Origin of the sequence: Mesorhizobium sp. YL-MeA3-2017 (genome assembly GCF_030814575.1) — a bacterium.
Classification (GTDB): Bacteria; Pseudomonadota; Alphaproteobacteria; order Rhizobiales; family Rhizobiaceae; genus Mesorhizobium; species Mesorhizobium terrae.
Window position 1 is genome coordinate 62,097 of sequence record NZ_JAUSVH010000001.1, and the last position, 19,124, is coordinate 81,220.

General features: G+C 63.1%; 9 protein-coding genes. 7 read left to right on the forward strand and 2 right to left on the reverse strand.

Annotated elements, in window-relative coordinates:
- Positions 1-177 precede the first annotated feature (177 nt).
- Genes QFZ88_RS00290 through QFZ88_RS00300 form a run of 3 tightly spaced genes read left to right on the forward strand, consistent with a single transcriptional unit; the run spans position 178 to position 9,859 of the window.
- Positions 178-6,114 (forward strand): DUF3320 domain-containing protein, encoded by a 5,937-nt coding sequence (locus QFZ88_RS00290; RefSeq protein ID WP_244437886.1) that lies wholly within the window; start codon positions 178-180, stop codon positions 6,112-6,114.
- Positions 6,111-7,235, forward strand: coding sequence for a metallophosphoesterase family protein (locus tag QFZ88_RS00295; protein ID WP_024922158.1), 1,125 nt, complete (start codon positions 6,111-6,113; stop codon positions 7,233-7,235). The genes QFZ88_RS00290 and QFZ88_RS00295 overlap by 4 nt, the downstream gene beginning before the upstream one ends.
- The gene (locus QFZ88_RS00300; RefSeq protein WP_024922159.1) at positions 7,232-9,859 is read left to right on the forward strand and encodes an AAA family ATPase; all 2,628 of its coding nucleotides are present in this window, start codon (positions 7,232-7,234) and stop codon (positions 9,857-9,859) included. The genes QFZ88_RS00295 and QFZ88_RS00300 overlap by 4 nt, the downstream gene beginning before the upstream one ends.
- 145 nt (positions 9,860-10,004) lie before the next feature.
- On the opposite strand, the gene QFZ88_RS00305 is transcribed toward QFZ88_RS00300, so the two are convergent.
- Positions 10,005-10,448 (reverse strand): hypothetical protein, encoded by a 444-nt coding sequence (locus QFZ88_RS00305; RefSeq protein WP_139116400.1) that lies wholly within the window; start codon positions 10,446-10,448, stop codon positions 10,005-10,007.
- A 49-nt stretch (positions 10,449-10,497) separates the two neighbouring features.
- Entirely contained in the window at positions 10,498-10,758 is a 261-nt protein-coding gene (locus tag QFZ88_RS00310) for a hypothetical protein (RefSeq protein WP_139116399.1), read from the reverse strand.
- A 702-nt stretch (positions 10,759-11,460) separates the two neighbouring features.
- On the opposite strand from QFZ88_RS00310, the gene QFZ88_RS00315 reads away from it, so the two are divergent.
- The 4 genes from QFZ88_RS00315 (at position 11,461) to QFZ88_RS00330 (ending at position 19,113) form a co-directional block, all read left to right on the forward strand.
- Positions 11,461-12,057 (forward strand): TetR/AcrR family transcriptional regulator, encoded by a 597-nt coding sequence (locus QFZ88_RS00315; RefSeq protein WP_137901096.1) that lies wholly within the window; start codon positions 11,461-11,463, stop codon positions 12,055-12,057.
- A gap of 30 nt (positions 12,058-12,087) precedes the next feature.
- Positions 12,088-13,407: a nucleotide disphospho-sugar-binding domain-containing protein gene (locus QFZ88_RS00320; RefSeq protein ID WP_083237601.1), complete on the forward strand. Its 1,320-nt coding sequence runs from the start codon at positions 12,088-12,090 to the stop codon at positions 13,405-13,407.
- 206 nt (positions 13,408-13,613) lie between these two features.
- Positions 13,614-14,429, forward strand: a complete 816-nt coding sequence (locus QFZ88_RS00325) for an arylamine N-acetyltransferase family protein (RefSeq protein ID WP_244431313.1) — start codon at positions 13,614-13,616, stop codon at positions 14,427-14,429.
- Between the two features lie 64 nt (positions 14,430-14,493).
- Entirely contained in the window at positions 14,494-19,113 is a 4,620-nt protein-coding gene (locus tag QFZ88_RS00330; RefSeq protein WP_024923976.1) for an autotransporter domain-containing protein, read from the forward strand.
- Positions 19,114-19,124: the final 11 nt, after the last annotated feature.

Below are 19,124 nucleotides of genomic sequence, written 5' to 3' on the forward strand. Positions count from 1 at the left end.
CGGAAGGACCGCTCTCGGCCCCAGGGAGGAAGTCGCTGTTCACAGATCGTCGCTTTCTATCGCTGCTACTGCGCCTGAGCGGATTAGGACTTTCGCTTTCAGGTAAAGTGACGGTAGTTTGTGGTCGGGCGGGGTGATGCGATGACACTAGAAGATCAACAACATGTAACGAATGACATGACCGTGGTCGAGAAACCGCAGTCACCAAAGATCTTCGCCGATATTGCCTCAAGCTTCACCTATGCTTCCTACCAGAACGCCATCCCCGTTCTTCGACGAATAGGTGTCGAGAACCAGTCGGACCGCCAAGTCGACAGACTGCGTCTGGAGCTTTCGTCCACGCCCGCTTTCCTGCGTTCCAAGACATGGACGATCGATCGGATCGTCCCCGGCGATCACCTTCCGCTCGGCGATCGGAAGATCGAACTCGACGCCGGCTATTTGGCTGGACTTAATGAGGCTGAACGCGGTGAGATCACGCTTCGGCTTATCGCCGGTTCCGAGATTTTGGACGAGCACAGATATGCAGTGCGACTGCTCGCCCGTGACGAGTGGGGTGGTGTTGCGGACATGGTGCAATTGCTGCCGGCCTTCGTCATGCCGAACGATCCGATAGTCTCGGCGCTGCTGCGAAAGGCCGCCGAGCGCTTAGCAGCCCACGGCCATGCCTCGGGTCTCGACGGCTATCAATCGCAGGACCCGAAACGCGCCTTCATGTTGGCCGCCTCGGTCTATTCGGCGATCGCTTCAATGGGGCTTCACTACGCGGAGCCTCCGGCCAGCTTCGAGAGCCGCGGGCAGAAGGTCAGGCGACCGGGAACGATTGCCGAGGACATGCTGGCAACCTGCCTCGACGCCACGCTTCTTTTTGCCGCCGCGCTGGAGGCTGCAGGTCTGCATCCCGTCATCCTAATGTTCGATGGGCATGCCGCAGCGGGCGTCTGGCTGACGAAGCGCACATTTGGCAACGCCATCGAGACGGACCAGATGGAGGTGCGCAAAGCGCTTGCCTCGCGGGAATTGATTGTCTTCGAGACGACCGGCGTGACGCACCGCCCTGCGATGATGATGGAGGCGGCGCAACAAGCGCTCGAGCCGCGCCTTGCAGAGGAGGCAGCGCATGGCTTCGTTGCCGCCATTGACGTGCGCCGGGCGCGTAGCGGTGGCATCACACCGCTTGCCTCTCATGAGCCACTGCGGAGGGCCGTGCCAGAGGATGAACACCAGGCGGTCGCGGACCTTCCCCTGCCAGCGCCGCCGTCATTCGGCGAGTTCCCGAAGGAAACGGTCGAGCAAAAACCGACTACGGCTGCGGGGCGCATCGACCGATGGCAGAAGAAGCTTCTCGACCTGACGCTGCGCAACCGCCTCCTGAATTTCCCGGACTCGAAGAAGACGATTCCATTCCTGTGCACCGATGTGGCCTATCTGGAAGACCGGCTTGCACAGGGCGCTGCAATCCGCGTCATCTCCCTGCCGGAGCAGAACCCTCTCGGCGAGCGCGATGCCGCCCTCTATCGCGACGTGCATGGCCGCGATATCCAGCGCAATTTCGCGGCCGAAGCCTTGCTTCGTGACGAGCTGCCCTCGCCGCTCGACGCCAGGCAACTCGAAGCACGGCTTGTAGATCTGCACCGACAGGTCCGTAACGACTTCGCCGAAGGCGGCGCCAACACGTTGTTCCTGGCCGTGGGGTTCCTGCGCTGGAAGAAGAAGGCCGAGGACGAACGCAGCTATCGCGCACCTCTACTCCTGGTTCCCGTTCGACTGGAGCGCCGCAGCGCCAGCTCGCGCTTCACCATTCGCTTCCATGAGGACGAACCGCGCTTCAACGCCACTCTTTTGCAGTTTCTGGAACGCGATTTCGAGCTCAAGCTGCCGCAGTTCTCGGGCGACCTGCCAATGGACGACAGTGGCGTCGACGTACCGCAACTGCTTGCTTCCATGCGCAGCGCCGTTCGCGATGTCCCAGGCATGGAGGTGATCGACGAGACCGCGCTCTCGACCTTCTCCTTTGCGAAATTCTTGATGTGGAAGGATCTGGTCGAACGCACGGATGCGCTGCGCCAGAACCGGGTCGTGCGCCACCTGATCGACACGCCGGAACAGTCGTTCAGCCAGGGGGAAGGGGTCTCCTCATTCCAGGACGAGCGCGAGCTAGATTGTATCTATGCGCCATCGGACATCATATCCCTGCTTCCGGCCGACTCGTCGCAGACCGCAGCGAGCATCGCCGCCGCCGAAGGTCTCGATTTCGTCGTCGTAGGCCCGCCTGGCACGGGCAAGAGCCAGACCATCGCTAACATGATCGCGAACTGCCTTGCCAAAGGCAGGACCGTGCTCTTCGTCGCCGAGAAGACGGCAGCACTCGACGTCGTCTACCGTCGCCTTCGCGAGCATGGCCTCGCCAATCAATGTATCGAGCTCCATTCCAGCAAGGCAGACCGCAAGCATTTCCTTGGCCAGCTCAAGGCGGCCTGGGAACATGGAAGCGGCATGGATGCCTCCGAATGGGTGGCTGTGAACGAACGGCTCAGGGTTCACCGCGACCAGCTCAACGCCTATGTCGATGCCTTACACAAACGATACGCGAACGGCTGGACGCCGTATCTCGCGCTCGGCATTGCGCTTAAGGGCGGCGACGCCCCGGCTCCCGAATTGTCCTGGCCAGAGCGGGATACGCACGATGCCGCAGCGATTCAGGCACTGGAGGACATGGCGGCGCAAGCCGGACGGGTCTACGCCTCCGTCGAGCGTCATCCCGCATTGGACCTCATCGACGCGCAGGACTGGTCGTCCGGCTGGCAGGATAGTCTGATGTCGGCTGCGCAGTCGCTGCGCAACGCGGCGGAATTGCTGCGCGATGCCGGCTCTGCCTACCGCACTTGTCTTGGTCTCACACGAGAGAGTGAGGCTTCGCCGGAGGAACTGGCTGCGCTTGCGAAGCTCGCGACAGCGCTGGATCGGGGCAACGGTGTCGACCTGTCCGTCGCCTTTGATCGGGATTTCTCGGTAATGGACGAGGCTCTTGCGGAACTGGGCCGAGCGATCAAAGCCTATCGGCAGGCGGAAACAGGCACGGCGGCATCTTATTCCGAAAATGCCGTGCGCGACATTGATGCGGAAGCCATGGAACGCCAATGGCGGGATGCTGATGCATCCTTCTGGCCGAATGCGATGCTGGGCAGGCGAAAGGTCCAGAAGTTGCTGCAAGGCCATGCGGGTAGTGGCAATGCCGATCCGGCCCGCGACCTGCCTCTCTTGCGTCGCATGAAGGAACATCTGGCAAGCATCGACGGTACGCCGTTAGCCGGCAAGCGACTGAAGGTGCAGGGGCTGGCGACCGATATCGCGGCGGTTTCGGATGTACTCGACCTGAGCGGTGCACTCCGTGGCGCGCTTCGCCTGCCGGGACTGAGCGCGGAAGAGGTCAAGCCGATGCTGCGGGTAGTCGCGCCCAGCCTGCGTGGCAGCCCTGATGAGCAATTGCGGCATGTAGGCACGCGGTTTCTTGCTGCAATGCTGGGCATGGAAGCGGCCAGCAGGCGGTTCTCCGAGGTTGCCGACAGGGCGATTAGCCCACAGGCGAGCCCCGGCGAGATTGCCATGCAGATGGCCGACTTGGTCAAGGCGCGCAATCTTCTTCGTGACTGGTCCGCCTGGTGCGTGGCGCGGCGGCGCACCGTCCACAACGGGCTTGGCCCCTTGATCGAAATGCTCGAAGCTGGGACGATCGCTGCCGATGAGACGCGCCACGCATTCCGGCTAGCGTACGCCCGCTGGTGGCTGCCTAAGGTTCTGGATGTCGATCCGGTGCTAAGGAATTTCAGGCGCTTCCAGCACGAGAACGCGATAAAGGAGTTCCGCGAGGTCGATGACATGGTGCGGACCCACGCGACCCGCCGCGTCATCAGCGCAGTTGCGCATGGCCTGCCGGTTGCCGGTATCTCCCGGCACTCCGAACTCGGCCTGCTGCGTCACCAGATGGAACTGCAAAGGCCCAGTCAGTCCATCCGCGACATGATCGGCAAGATGCCCGAGACATTTCCGAAGCTTGCGCCCTGCATGCTGATGTCGCCGCTGTCGATTGCCCAGTACCTGCCGCCGAACCAGGCGCTGTTCGACGTGGTGATCTTCGACGAAGCCTCCCAGATCACGACCTGGGACGCAGTCGGTGCGATCGCCCGCGCCCGCCAGACGATCATCGTCGGCGATCCCAAGCAGTTGCCGCCGACCAATTTCTTCGGCCGCAACGAGGATGAGGAGGACGTTGCCGACTACGAGAAGGATCTGGAAAGCATCCTCGACGAGGCAAGGGCATCCGGCATCCCGGTGCGGGATCTCAGGTGGCACTATCGCAGCCGCAGCGAGTCCTTGATCGCCTTTTCCAATCATCATTACTATCAGAACCGGCTGGTGACCTTCCCGTCGCCGGCGGTCGAGGATCGGGCGGTCAGCCTGCACAAGATTCCCCACGGCGTCTACGACAAGGGCAAGAGCAGAACCAACCGCATTGAGGCGGAAGCCGTCGTCGCGGAGGCGGTGGAACGCATGGAACGCTGGCTGAAGATGCCGGAGCGGGAGCGCCCGACGCTCGGCGTCATCACGTTCAACGCGCAGCAGCAGTCGCTGATCCTCGACCTGCTCGACGCCGCGCGGCGAGATAGGCCGGAACTCGAATGGTTCTTCGCCGAGGACCGGGTGGAGCCGACCATCGTGAAGAACCTTGAAAACGTGCAGGGCGACGAGCGCGACGTCATCTTGTTCTCGATCGCCTTCTGGAAAGACGCTTCAGGCAAACCGCCGCCGATGAGCTTCGGCGCCTTGAATCGCGACGGCGGCGAGCGCCGGCTCAACGTGGCGGTGACGCGCGCCCGGCAGAAACTGGTCGTCTTCTCAGGCTTCACCGCTGACCAGATCGACCCGGCCAAATCGAAATATGTAGCGGTCCATCACCTCAAGACTTTCCTCGACTACGCGGAGCGGGGGGCGATCGCGTTGCCGGCGGAGGATCGCGGATCGGTTGGCGGTTTCGATTCTCCCTTTGAGGAGGCGGTTGCCACTCAACTGGAACGGCGCGGGTGGATGGTCGTGCCGCAGGTCGGCATCTCGGGTTTGCGCATCGACCTCGGCGTCAGGCACCCCGATCTCGTCGGCGCCTATCTGGCGGGCGTCGAATGCGACGGCGCGACCTATCACAGCTCGGTCACGGCGCGCGACCGCGACAAGGTGCGCGAGCAGGTGCTGCGGGGCTTGGGATGGAACATCTTGCGGGTCTGGTCGACGGATTGGTGGTTCGACGCGAAAGGCTGTGCCGACCGTTTGCACGACGATCTCGAATCCTTGCTCCAGCTAAGTCGGGAGCGACGCAGTGCCGAAGAAGCGGCAGCCGAGACGCATTGGGACATGGGCCACGAACTGGGGGAAACCGAAGAAATCCGCGACGCGCTTCTGCCGCCGGAGGACGAAGTCGTGCCGCCGCCGGCCACCGATGAAACCGAACTCGTTTCATCATCCGATCTACCAGTTCCGAACGCAACAGTCAGTCCGCTGCCACCAACCACCACAGCGGAATCCGCGCCAACCGACAGTTCCGGATATCGGGTGACCGATCTCTCCATGTTCAAGGCAGAACCGGACCTTTTCTATGAGTTCGCCTATCGCGACACGCTCAAGGGAATGATCGAGGCGGTGATGGACGGTGAAAGCCCGTTGCCGGCTGATGTGCTGGCGCAATACATTGCGCGGGCGCATGGCTGGTTGCGGACCGGTGGGCGCATCCGTGAAAGGATCGACCTTCACCTGCGCGGCTACGACACGACGAGCGAATCCAGCGGCGTGTTCATCTGGAAAAAGGGGCTCATTGTGGACGTGCTGGCCTATCGTCCATCGGTGAACGAAGAGTCGCGGCGTGCGATCGCCGATATCCCCTTGGCCGAACTTGCCTCCGTGGTTGTCGACAATCCTGCTTTGGTGGACATGCCCGATCCCCCGCGCGACATGGCGCGACTGCTCGGTGTCGAGCGGCTCGCAGCGACCGCGCGCACAAGGCTCGACGAAGCTATCGAGCGGGCTCGCATTCATATGGCGAAGCAAGATACAAGCGCCTCATGACGTTCCGCTTCATCCATTCGAGCGACCTGCATCTGGGTAAGCGTTTTGGGCAGTTTACCGGCGACCTGCCCGCCAAGCTGCGCGAGGCGCGACATGCCGCGATCGGCAGGCTCGCGGAGCAGGCACGGAATCATGATGCATCGACTATCCTGCTCGCGGGCGACACGTTCGACACCGAGACCCCGGCGTCCGACATGGTACGCCAGGCGCTTGCCGAAATGGGTCATCATGCGTCCGTCCGCTGGGTGATCCTGCCGGGTAATCACGATTCACTCCAGGCCGCGCAGCTCTGGTCGACGTTGTGCGCACAGGCGCCCAGGAACGTGACATTGGCGCTCAATGCGACGCCGCTCGAACTTGTATCTGGTGTTACGCTGTTGCCGGCGCCATGTACGACGCGGCGACCGGGCCGGGATTTGTCCGAATGGATGGACAATGCTGTCACAGGCGACGGGACGATCCGCATCGGCCTCGCCCATGGCGCGGTCACAAGCTTCTCCGAAGAGGGCGCCGGTTTGGACGTGATCGCGCCAGATCGCGCACGCCGCGCCGGCCTGTCCTACCTAGCGCTCGGCGACTGGCACGGCGGCGTCGAGATCGATCCGCGCACGCGCTACAGCGGCACACCGGAACCCGACCGCTTCAAGCACGACCGGCCGGGCGAGGCCTTGCTGGTATCGATCGAAGGTGCAGCGGCGCTTCCGGACGTGACGGTGCTGGAAACCGGTACCTTCTCCTGGCGCACTCTGGCGCTCGACCTTCTCGACGGCGAAGACGCCGTTGCGCTCATGCAATCACTGCTTCCCGAGGCCCGGGCGAGGCGGCAGGTGCTTGTCACGCTGGTCGCCGGCGGACGGGCACGGCTGGAAGCACGCGCGGCGCTGGCACGCGCGGTCGAGAATGCACGGCCCGACTTCGCTTGGCTCTCCTTCGACGATGCGGCTCTGGCCACTGAATGCGACGCCGGCGACCTCGACGCCATAGACCGTGCGGGCGCGCTGCGCGAGGCCGCCGACGCCCTGCTTGCCGAAGCCGGCGATACAGCCCGTTCGGCCGAGGAGCGGGAGATCGCCCGGGCGGCGCTGGGCCGGCTCTACGCCTATGCGCAGGTGGTTGCATGAAGATCTCCGCGCTGCGGCTTTTCAATGTCAAGCGCTTCGCCGGCCGCGGCGTCGCCATCGAGGGCATCGGCGACGGCGTCAACGTGCTGACGGCCGCCAACGAATTCGGCAAGTCGACCAGCTTTGAGGCTTTGCACGCCTTGTTTTTCCAGTCGCATTCGAGCACGGCCGGCGATGTCAGGAACCTGCGGCCCTATAGCGGCGGCAGTCTGCTGGTTGAAGCCGACATCGCGACGGAGACCGGCGCGTTCCGCATCACCAAGCAGTTCTACGGTGGAGGCCTTGCCCGCGTTGTCGATCTCGCGAATGGCCGGCTGGTCGCGCAGGCCGACGAGGCGGAGGGCTTCATCACGAACCTCGTGCGCGGCGGCACGGCCGGCCCGGCTGGCCTGTTGTGGGTGCGTCAGGGCGTGACCGGCATTGAGAAGCGCAGCAGAGCGGAAGAGGAGGGCGAGACGAAGGTTCGCACGAGTCTGCTCGAATCGGTGCAGGGGGAGGTCGAAGCCGTTACCGGCGGCCGCCGCATGGCCGAGATCATGGCCGCGGCCGACGAGGCACTCGGGCGGCTCGTGACCCCTGGTGGCAGGCCAAAGACCGGGGAGCGCTACGCAGCGGCGATTAAGGAGCGTGAGGATCTGGAGGCCGAGGAGAACAAGCTGGGCGCCGAGGTCAGGACCTTGCGCGAGGCGCTCGACAAGCGCGCAGCGGCCTCCAGACGGCTCGCCGAACTCGACCGTGCCGAAGACCGCGATGAACGGCGAAAGGCCATGGAGACCGCGCAAGCCGCCTTCGATGCGGCGAAGAGTCAAGCCGAAACCCTCCGCGCCGCCGAAGCGGAACTCAAACTGTTTCAGGAGCAGCGTGGTAACGCGCATCGCGAACATGAGGAGTTCACGGCCGCCCTCGAAAGGGCTGCGGAACTCAAGACAAAGCTTGGCGAGGCGGAGCGCCGGCGGACAGAGGCGTTTGCCAGGCGCGATGCCGCGGCGGCAGCGGCAGCCAAGGCGCGAGCCGATATCGAAATCGCCGAAACGGAGGAACAGGAAGCGCGGACGCTTTCGAAACGCCTCGATGCCGCGCTCAATGCGCGCGAAGCCGCCGAACGGCTGGCCGAACTGGAGAGGAAGCTGGATGCGGCCGAAACGGTCCGCCGGAAAATCGAGGAGGGGGAGGCGGCGCTGGCGCTGTTGCGGTTGCCTGAAAAGGCCGTGTCGGAACTCGAAACGCTCGACGTCGAGATTGCCAAGCTCAAGGCCGTCGCCGAGGCTGGTCGCCCCTCCGTCGCGATTGCCTACGAGCCGCAAGCGTCAGCTGTCAGCCTCGACGGCAAGCCGTTGAAGGACGGCGAGGCGCATAGCTATAACGGACAGGCTGTACTGGAGATCCCCGGTGTCGGTCTGGTTACGCTGCGATCCGGCCCGAAGACCGATGGCGGCGAACAGGTGCAGCAGTCGGAGGATCGCCGCCGCATACTCCTTGCCTCCATGGGCGTCGACGACCTGGCGGCGGCGCGCAAGAGGCAGTTGGACGTGCAACGCCGGGAAGGAGACCTGCGCGAGAAAAGGACGCGCCTGTCACTGCTGGCGTCGGACGGGTTGCCGAAACTGCGCGAAAACGTGGCGGCGCACAGGGAAATAGCTGGCGACCTTCTGGAATTCAAGGAGGACCCGGCCCAGGTTCGCGCTGCGCATGAGGCGGCCGAAGCAAGGCAGCTGGCCGCTCGGCAGGCTTGGCGGGAGACTGAGCCGTTGCCTGTGGTTGCTGCTGACGCCCTTGTTGCAGCGCAAACGATCTTTGTCGGGCTGGATGCTGAGCGTACACAGGTCGAGGCCTTGCTCGGACCGGACGCGACGCGCGTCGAGCGCGAAAGCGGGATGGCCGCGCGATTGGCAGGCCTGAACGCCCAACTGGCTGGGCAACAGGATGCCGTCGAGCAATTGCGGGAAACTGCCGGCGACCTGGCTTCTTCGGAGGCGACGCTGCGCCGTCACCGCTCTGTTGTGGAGGCGGCAGAGAAGGAAATCGGCAAGTTGCGGGAGGAGATCGCTGGTCTCAGCGCCGAAATACGAGCACGTTCGGAGGAGGCGGTCGAGGAGAAGTGGCAGGAGTGCGTCGATGCGTTCGCCGCCGCCAAGGCGCGTGTGGCCGGTTACGAAAAGGAGGTGGTGGTACTCCAGCGGCTTCGAACTGCTCTGGAAGCCGCGCGTAGCCAGGCGCGAGAGACCTATCTCAAGCCGGTGATGACCGAGCTTCGACCGTTGCTCGGCCTGCTTTTTGACGATGTCTCCATTACATTCGACGACAAGACGCTTCTGCCGCACAAGATTTTACGCAATGGGCAGGAGGAGGATGTCGAGCGGCTCAGCGGCGGTATGAGAGAGCAGCTTTCCGTACTAACGCGGCTCGCCTTCGCCCGCCTGCTGGCGAAGGATGGCCGACCGGCCCCGGTCATTCTGGATGACGCACTCGTCTATTCCGACGACGACCGTATCGAGAAGATGTTCGATGCGCTGCACCGTCAGGCGCGGGAGCAGCAGATCATCGTCTTTTCGTGCCGCCAGCGCGCCTTCCAGAAACTCGGTGGAAATGTGTTGCAGATGTCGGACTGGAAACCTGGCGAGTAAGCCAGAAGGACCATCAACCTTTATAGTTGAAGAAAAACGACTCTGACGCCATGCACTCAGCACAATGGCCGCTATTGAGGGCTATGATTCCTTTGCTGCCATTCTGCTTCCGGCCCCCTTGTAGTCGTTCGATGCGGTGTCGATTTTACGGACATCGCCATTTAGTCACGCCAAGAATGGCGGCCGCCGAACGATGGCTTTGGCTCCGCTGCTGGCGGTTCACCTTTAAGACGGCTCTGGCTGCAGCGACCGATCCTACAAGGAAGGGGCGGCCCGATGTCGAGGATCGGGGCGCTGTGTCCGCAAGGGGCTCCACAACCTCGGCAACCATCTTCTCGACCGTGTGATGCATGCCGTCCAGCACAGGCCTGCCTCGTTGGTGAAGGGCGTGGTGCCGGCAACCGAGCCGCCGACCTTTCCACGTAAATTTCGGCGCCCCGGATGTTGCAGCGTGCGCGGTATCGGTGATCACGATGGCGAGGCCAGGCGTGCGCTGATAGTCGCCCATGCCGACGCGAAGCCTGCCCGAAGGCCCGGCATTCCTGGTCTTGACGATGTGGGCGTATTCATTGATCGCGGCTTTCGCCATGCCTACGGCCACGGCTGCAAGGCTGCCTTCGGGGAAGGCGTTGAACAGTCTACCGTAGAGGGACTCTCCGTCGTGCAGCCTGCTGCCCGGCGTATGGCCGAACAGTGTTGCCGCGTGGTTCATGCGGATGGTGATGTGTCGGCACGAAGATGTCTTCGAGCACGCCGCCGTTCGAGCCGCTGCCGCGCATGCCGACAAGGTCGCCCCAGTCATCGAGGACCTCGAACTGGCCCGTCGGCGCCACGACGGTCAGCGTGGGCGCGATCCAGCTCGTCTCGCGGCTGGCGGTACGGCCATGGATGTCGGGCACGCTTATGCCGCGCGATATTGCTCCGATTAATACCAAGGGATTCAAGCACATTCGTAGCAGCCGTCATGAAGCGCTCGGCATATTCAAGGTCTTGCGCGGCAGTGTCGCGCGTAGTCGCGGAGCCCTTAAGCTGGAAGCTGACATAGTCCGAAGGGCTGACGAAGGCGATCGTGGGCCGCCCTGTTTGCCGGATGGAGGATTCCAGCCGAGGCCATTGCCAAGTGTAAAGACAACCTCGATCGCTTTTCCGGTTTTCCAGCACATGCAAGCCGACGCCTCGACCCGCCGTCGGGCGCCTGGCCACGTCGGCCGCAGCGATGAGGCACATCAGAGGGCGCTGGAAATATTAGATTAGCCTGTCGTCCGATCTAATGGCCGCCCTCAAGGCCGCGTGCCAAGGTATTTGGTGCTATTTTTGGGTATTCGCCACGGGCTTGCACATTCTTTTAGGAACGCCTGTTTGGCAGGGGCGCTAGAAAAGCCGATCCTCGCCTGGCGACAATCGATAGAGTGCTGCCCCGGCCACAGCACTGTCTTTGGATGTGACGCGGGACGGCTCCATCAGAGCGTGCGGACAACTTTCGTGTGAAGTTCTGATGGCGAGGGCAATGCGAGAAAATTCAGGCGACAGGTTCGCGGCAGACATTGACGTTTCTCTTATTTAGAGTTACTTCGAGTAACGTTAAATTAAGAGGCGACTTGATGTCTCCGCGAGCCTATCGTCAATCAGCGCGCGCCGAAGCGGTCCAGGATACCGAGCAGCAGATTGTCGAGGCCTTGACCGCGCTCCTTGCAGAGCGCTGGTTCGACGAGATCACTCTCGACGACATCGCCGCAACGGCCGGCACCACTCGCCAAACCGTGATACGGCGTTTCGGCAGCAAGACCGGCGTGCTCAGCGCCATGGCGGCACAGATGGACGTCTCGATCCAAGACCAGCGCTGGAGCACTCCGGCCCAAGGCGTGGCGGATATCGTCACCCTCCTGATGGACGACTACGAGCGCACCGGCGACATCATCGTGCGAACGCTGAGCCAGGAAGTGCGCATTCCCGAATTCGCTGCCGTCCTCGATCGTGGACGCAGGGGTCATCGCGAATGGATCGAGGACATGTTCAAGGCCTGGCTCGATAAACTCGACGCCCAGGCTCGCGGAGATAGGCTCGCGCAGTTGCTGGTCCAGACCGATGTTTGGGTCTGGCATCTGCTGCGCCGGGCGCAAGGACATTCGGCCGCAGAGACACACCGCCTCATGACGCAGGCGATTGAGCGTCTGCTGCGTGAGGACAAGACAAACTGATCCGGTCTCTTTCGAGAAAGGACCAAGGCAATGATGAACGCGACAGATGCGAGGTCCAACCTGCGCATCTTGGCGGTCTGCTGGGAAGGCGGCGGCAACGTGCCGCCGACACTCGGAGCTGTACGCGCGCTCGCCGGCCGGGGGCACAACGTCCGTCTGATTGCCGACGACACGATGCGAGCGGAGGTGATCGACGCAGGCGCCCGGTTCCTGCCATGGAAGCGCGCGCCGAACCGTTCTGATCGCTCACCCGAAAGCTGTTATGTGCGTGATTGGGAAACCTCCGATCCGTTGGCCGGCTTCCAAAGAGCATGCGAAAGGGTATTCGTCGGACCGGCGCAATTCCACGCCGAGGATATTCTCGAAGCATTGGCAACAGAGCCGGCCGATATCCTTCTCGGCGCGGATATGCTGTTCGGCAGCATGCTCGCGGGTGAAATCGCGAAAGTTCCGACGGCTCTGCTCGCGAGCAACATCTCGCTCTGGCCTCTTCCGGGACATCCGCCGTTCGGTCCAGGCTTTCAGCCTGCCCGGTCGGTTGCGGACAGAACACGCGATGCCGAGGTTTCAGCGACGGCCGAGCGGCAATGGGACGGCTTCCTGCCTTGCCTCAACGCGACGCGTGCTCATTTCGGGCTTGCGCCGCTGTTCCATGTCCGCGAACAGCCCTTGAGCGCTGGTCGCCATCTTCTTGCTACCAGCAGAAGCTTCGATTTTCCCACCGAACACCTGCCGGACCATGTACGCTATGTGGGGCCGCTGCTGGAGATGCCGAGCTGGGCCCACGAACGCTGGACGAGTCCGCTTGCGCACGAGATGCGACCCCTCGTGCTCGTTTCGTTCAGCACCACCAATCAGGGGCAGGCGGACGTACTCCAGCGGGCGATATCCGGTTTGGCCGGAGAGCCGATCGAGGTGGTCGTCACCCTCGGCAAGGCCCTCGAGGGGCTTCGTCTTCGATCGCCTGCGAACGTCACTATTCTTCCCAATGCAGCGCATGACGAAATCCTGACCAAAGCCAGCGTCGTCGTTACTCACGGCGGGCACGGCACGGTCTTGCGATCACTGAGCCACGGCGTTCCCCTCGTTGTTCTCCCGATGGGACGTGATCAGAACGACAATGCCGCGCGTGTGGACTATCACGGTGTGGGCCTGCGCCTCGATCCTTCGGCATCCCCGCAAATGCTTGGCGAGGCCGTGCGGCGCATCCTTTCAGAATCGAGCTTTTCCGAGCGGGCGTCGGCCCTTAGGCGCGCTATCGCCGAGGAAGGCCCGGGGCCTGCACGGCTTGTCGCGGAAATCGAGGACTTCGTCTTGAGATATTCACAAGGAGCCCTGTCGGCCGCGTGATCGGCCTCAGCATTTGCAAGCAGGAACACCGACCGGACTAACTCAAAACCCGTTTTCCCTACCGACGCCGTTGCCTTCCGCACTGGCGAACGGGGAGCTGTTGTCAATTCGCCCGACGGAGCCCCGAAAAACGGCATCGGAATCTCGAAAACGGTTCGATCAAAGGAACCCGAAGGATGACACACGTCTCTCCAAGCGAAAATGGAATGATCCTGACATCCAGCCAACTGGACGCCTATCTCGCCAGGATCGGGATGGACCGGCCGGCGTCCCTCGACATCAAAAGCCTGTCGCGACTTCACCGCGGCCATCTGATGGCCTTCACCTGGGAGGCAGTGGATGCCTTCATGGGATGGCCGTGCACGATCGCACCGGCTGCCGCCTTCGCCAAAATGGTTGAGGGCAAACGCGGCGGCTGGTGTTACGAGATGAACGGCCTGTTCGGCGCGGCACTCGCCGCGCTCGGTTTCCGTGTCACTCGCCTTTGCAGCGGCGTCGATCGCGAAATCATGGGCGACCTCGTCATTGGCAATCATCTGGCCCTGCGTGTCGATCTCGACCGGCCGTATCTTGCCGACGTCGGCCTGGGCGACGCAATCGTCGAACCCGTGCCGCTTGCCGTTGGACCGATCAGCCAGCGAGGCTTCGAATTTTCGATCATGCCGACGACCGACGGCTGGCTGCGCTTCAAGAACCATGCGCGCGGCATGGCGCACAGCTTCGATTTCCGGCCCGATTACAGCGACGAGGCCGCCATGGCCGCGACGCTTGGCTGGCTGACGCAAGATCCCGGCTCGCCGTTCACAAACGCGCTGGCGCTCATTCTGCATACCGCGGATGGCTATGTCGCCCTGAAGAACGATTGCCTGCGCAGCGTGACGGCAGACAGTGTCAGCGAACAGCCCATCACGAGCGCGGATCATCTCGCCGATACGTTCAATACGGTTTTCAACATCGAGGTTCCTGAACCTGGACGCGTCTGGGAAAAAATCCAGGCGGTCGGCCGCGATGAAGCCGCCTGAATGGGCACCACAGACTCATCTGACATCACCAGGTTTTCAGGGCGGTATTTCGCTGGGGGCAACATTGGATATTCGGACAAAATCGGCCGCGGTTCGCCGCCGCGCGCTGTTCAGCACAACCTCGCTCATCGTCCTCGGTGTGATACTGGCTGGGACGCCATCGCGGGCGGCCGGCACTGACTGGAATGGCACCACATCGACCGACTGGTATACAGCCGGCAACTGGTCGGCTGGCGTTCCGACCAGTGCGACCGACGCGAATATCGATACGATTTCTCCCAACGCGGCAGTGGTCGACGCTGTCGGGGCGCAATCATACTGGCTTGGTGTCGGCCGGACCGGCATCGGCACCCTCACGATCCAGAACGGCGGCACGGTGGCCAGCAACGCCCTCGGGGTGAGCGGAGTGATCGGTGTTGGCTTCGGCTCTACGGGCACGGTGACGGTGACCGGTCTCGGTTCGATCTGGACCAATTCCTCCGATTTCATGGTCGGCGGCTATGGTACCGGCTCGCTGATCATTCGGAACGGCGGCCAAGTCCGCGATATCTCCGGGGAGATCGCCGAGCAGGCCAACTCGATCGGCATTGTGACGGTGGACGGACCTGGCTCGACCTGGACCAATTTCGGTAACCTTGATGTCGGCAACTCCGGCACCGGTACGCTGAACATCCAGAACTTCGGCGTGGTCGAATACGCTGGTACGGCATCCATCGGCCGTAATTCCGGCTCGACTGGTACAGTGACGGTGGACGGTCGTTACTCGATATTGGGCAGTGCCATCTCCGGCGCTCTCTATGTTGGTGATTCCGGCACGGGCACCCTGACTATCCGGAATCACGGCACGGTCCTTAGCGCCACAGGAATCATCGGCAACAACGGTACACCGTTCAGGGGCATTGGCACGGTAACGGTGGACGGCGCCGACTCGACCTGGAGCAATGCCGGTGTCGTCTATGTCGGCTCCTCTGGGACCGGCACGTTGAACATCCAGAGCGGCGGCAGGGTCATCAACACTGTCGGAGTCATCGGCTGGCAGCCGGGCTCGACCGGTGCGGTAACAGTGGACGGTGCCGGTTCGACCTGGACCAATTCCAGCTATCTCCAGGTCGGCAATAACGGCACCGGCACGTTGATAATCCAGAACGGCGGCGCAGTCAGCAGCGTGGGCGGGCAGATCGGCATCCATACAGACCCCTCGAGCACGGTGACGGTGACCGGCCCTGGCTCGAAGTGGACCAATACCGGCGCGCTCACTGTCGGCGACCATGGCAAGGGGGAGCTGGTCATCCTGAACGGCGGCTTGGTCAGCAACACCGACGGAGTTATCGGCTGGCAGCCGGGCTCGACCGGCAAGGTAACGGTGACCGGCTCGGGCTCGAGCTGGACCAACACCGGCAACCTCACTGTCGGGCGCGCCGGAACCGGCACGCTGAACATCCTGAGCGGTGGCACGGTCACCAGCACAGATGGAACCATTGGCTCCTATATGGCGGGCAAAGGCGTTGGTGAGGTGATCGTCGACGGTCCCGGCTCGAGCTGGGCCAACACCGGCAATCTTATTGTCGGCGGCGGCGACACCAACGGCGGCGGCACCGGCACACTGACCATCCGGAACGGCGGCATGGTTACCAACGTGGATGGGCTTGTCGGCTATACCAGCTCCATGGGGGACTCGATTGGCGCGGTGACGGTGGACGGCGCTGGCTCGACCTGGACCAATACCGGCCGTCTCGTTGTCGGAGGCGGCCCCGGCCTGGGCGCCTCCGGCACACTGACCATCCAGAACGGCGGCACGGTCACCAGCGTGGGCGGGCAGATCGGTGAATTATCAACGGGTCACTCTGGCGTGGTGACGGTGGACGGCGCCGGCTCGACCTGGACCAATACTGGCGATCTCGCTGTCGGCGGCTGGTACAACGACACGCTGAATATCCGGAATGGCGGCGTCGTGAACGTATCGGGAGCCGTATTGGTGGCGAAACTTGCCGTTTCAACGGGAGCGCTGAACATCGGCAGCGCCTCTGGACAGACGCCGGTGGCTCCCGGCACGCTGAATGCCGCCTCCGTGACGTTCGGGGCTGGCGACGGTCGGATCGTCTTCAATCACACCGGGTCAAACTATGTGTTCGCGCCTGTGGTTTCAGGACCTGGCCAAGTGCTGGTGGAGGGAGGCACAACCGTTCTGACGGGTACCAACACCTATACGGGCGATACGACGATCAGTGGCGGCGTGTTGTCGGTCAGTTCGGACAGCAATCTCGGCGCTGCAGCCAGCCGCGTCATTCTTGACGGCGGCACGCTACAGGCCACCGCAAGCTTCTCGACAGCGCGTGCGATCACCACATCTTCCACCACGAGCGGGATCGATGTCGCTGGCGCCAATAATTTGACGCTGGCAGGCCTGGTCAGCGGCAGCGGTGCGCTGACCAAAAGTGGAACCGGCATGCTGACGCTGACCGGAGCCAATACCTATGGCGGTGTGACGACGATCAGTGCCGGCACGCTGGCGATTGCCTCGACCGGCGGCGTCACGTCGGATGTCAACAACAATGCTGCGCTTGCGAACGCCGGGACGGTGGCGGGCAGTGTCGCCAACAATGCAGGTGCGACATTCACCCAGACCGGCGGCAGCGTCTCGGGCGGCGTCATCAATGCTGGCACCGTGATCGCCAATGGCGGCGCGCTCAATGGCGCTATCGCCAACAATGCCGGGGGCAGCTTCAATGTCGGCGGCACGGTGGCCGGCAATAGCACCTTCACCAACGCCAATGGCGCAACGTTCGCGGTGGCTGGCGGCGGCAACTACGCGCTCGCCGGCCTCCTGACCAACAATGGCACCGCCACGGTGGCGGCTGGCGGCGCGCTGACGGCCAACGGCGGCATCTTCAACGCCGCGAGCGGTGTCATCACCAACAACGGCACGGTGACCGACGACCTCAATAATGCCGGAGTGATTATCAACAACGCCACCTACAACGCTACCGTCGCCTCGAACACCGGCACGATCGTCAACAGCGCTGGTGCGACCTGGAACGGCAATTTCAGCACGGCGGGCATCGTCGGCAATGCAGGCACGATCAATGGCAGCCTGACCCAGATCGCCGGCACCACGACCAACAATGGCGCGATTACCAGCGCCGTGACCGTCTCGGGCGGTCTCCTCACGGGGGCGGGCTCATCGGGTGCGCTGACAGTCGCTAACGGTGCCACCTTCCAGCCCGGCAGCGGCGCCGCCGGCACCAGCGCGACGGTAAGCGGAATGCTCGCCTTCCAGCCGGGCTCCACCTATGCGGTCAACGTCAACTCCGTTACAGCCTCGTTCGCCAAGGTCAACGGCGCGGCGACAATCAGCGGCGGCACAGTCCAGGTTCTCAATGCGCCCGGCGCCTACACGATGGGGACGCACTACACCATTGTCACCGCCACCAGTGGCCGCTCGGGTGCCTTCGACGGCATGACCCTGGCGAACCCGGCTTCGACGCCATTCCTGTCCTTTGGGCTGAACTACGATCCGAACAACGTCTATCTGGATGTCAGTCGCAGCACCGTGACCTTCGCCTCGGTCGGCCAGACGCCCAACCAGGCCGCGACCGGCGGCGGCCTCGACAGCCTGCCTCTGACGAACCCGCTCATCGGCGCCCTGGCGCAGTTCGACACCACATCGGCGCGCGCCTCCTATGATCGGCTTTCCGGCGAGGTTCATGCCTCGGCGAAGGCGGCGCTGATCGAGGACAGCCGCTTCGTGCGCGATGCGATGAACGATCGCCTGCGCTCCGCTTTCGATGGGTTCGGGGCGGTGAGTGCGCCGGTGATGAGTTATGCCTCGGGCGACCCGGAATATGGGCCTGCAAACACCGAACGCTTTGCAGTCTGGGGCCGTGCCTTCGGATCGTGGGGCGATACCGATGATGACGGCAACGCGGCGCGTCTTAGCCGCTCGACAGGCGGTTTCTTCGTCGGCACCGACACGCTCGTCTTCGACACTTGGCGCTTCGGCATGCTTGCTGGTTACAGTCACACCAATTTCAATGTTCGCGACCGGAATTCATCGGGCATCAGTGACAACTACCATGTCGGTCTCTACGGCGGCACGGAATGGGGCAGCCTCGCATTCCGCACTGGCGCGGCCTATACGTGGCACGATATCTCCACCAGCCGCATTGTTGCCTTTCCAGGTTTCTCCGACAGCCTGAAAGGCAAGTACAATGCCGGCATCGCGCAGGCGTTCGGCGAACTGGCCTATGGGATGCGCGCGGGCACCATCGGCTTTGAGCCCTTCGCTAATCTCGCCTATGTGAACCTTCACACCGATGGCTTCAATGAGGTGGGAGGTGCTGCTGCCCTGACGAGCAACGGCGGCTCGACGGACGCGACCTTCACGACGCTGGGCCTGCGCGCTTCAACGATCTTCATGCTGGGTGACGTCAACGCCACGGCACGAGGCATGTTTGGCATCCGGCACGCTTTCGGCGATGTGACACCTCTTGCCACCATGGCCTTCGCGGGTGGCGCGCCATTCACCATCGCCGGCGTGCCGATCGCGAAGAACACGGCGGTGGCGGAAGCAAGCCTGGACTTTGCCATTACGCCCAACACCACGCTTGGCATTTCCTATAGCGGACAGTTCGGCACTCGCACGACCGACCAAAGCGTGCGGGGCAATCTCGACGTGAAGTTCTGATGCGCGAGGAC